We start from the raw sequence: 1,058 nt of genomic DNA, 5'->3' as shown, positions 1-1,058 counted from the left end.
TCCGCGGGCCTTGCCGACCATTCGCCGTTCGCCCCGTTCGAGCTCGCAGACGACGACCAGATCCGTCCCGATCCCAACTCTCCGGAAGTGTTCACTGCCATAAACGGACTTCCTCCGTTTCACGTGGTCGTTCAGGGGCATCAGCAGTTCGACGTCGTCAACAACAGCGACACAGTGGTGGGGACCTTCTCTGCCGAGGAGACCACTGGGAACGTCTGGGGCACTCCGCAGCAGGCACTCATCGTGACATCTGACGAATCAGGAACCCCAGGCACCGCCGCTGGCGATATTCCGCTCCCAGGCTCGGTGTTCAACGTCTCGAACCTCGGCGCCGGCCTCGACCTGGTGTACTCCGACCTCGTCTCGACGACACCCGGTAAAGACGTGGTTTCGGAGACCTTGGTGACGCCGCTCGGGAACCTCGATCTTTCCTGGCTGGCGCAGGGCATTCACGCGGCAGAAGGCATGGCCGACGTATTGTTCGCCTACTCCTGAGCTGAGCCACCTGCGCTCACTGGAGTCCGAGGCCATCCACATCATCCGGGAGGTCGTCGCGGAGTTCATCGACTCCCATCGCTGATGCGGATGTCGGAACGGCGCTGCCGGCCCGGCCGGAGCCGACTGCTCAGCCGCCCGAGCCGTGGGCCCGGGTGAGGATCTCCATGTTGTGCCCGGCCGGGTCGCAGAAGTACACCCCGCGGCCGCCGTTTCGACGTCGCCACTGGCAAACTCGACGCGGTGACCCTCTAGTCGCGATTGGCTCGGGTTCGCCGATGACTTGGGGCTTCGCGGCGAGGCCGGCTGGAGCATTCCCGAGTGGCCGTTGGAGATGCAACCTCAGTTCCATGCAGGTAAACTGCCGGTCGCTGTGAAGACGATGGGTTTGGAGGTGAGCGGATCGAATGGGGGGGAGCTTATGACAAAGCGCTGTCGCGGCACCGTCACCCATGCCCAGGCGTTAGCCGCCGGTGGGTCGTTGGTGGCGCTGTTGCTCTCCGGGGCGGTCGCCTCCGCCGACGACTACCAGATCACCCCTGATCCGAACGTCCCCGAAACGG

Annotated in this window: 1 protein-coding gene and 1 pseudogene; one reads left to right on the top strand and one right to left on the bottom strand. The window is 64.5% G+C overall.

Going from position 1 to position 1,058, the window contains the following annotated elements:
• Positions 1–495 (top strand): hypothetical protein (locus tag AC2VON_RS03335; RefSeq protein WP_486951669.1); only part of this gene is annotated, 495 nt, incomplete at its 5' end.
• Between the two features lie 130 nt (positions 496–625).
• Here AC2VON_RS03335 and AC2VON_RS03330 read toward each other — a convergent pair.
• Positions 626–709: pseudogene (locus AC2VON_RS03330) on the bottom strand (VOC family protein); the annotation flags it as partial.
• Positions 710–1,058 lie beyond the last annotated feature (349 nt).

This window comes from Mycobacterium sp. TH-M82 (genome assembly GCF_057473605.1).
The sequence above is the reverse complement of the archived record's forward strand: the minus strand, read 5'-3'. Positions and strand labels throughout refer to the sequence as shown.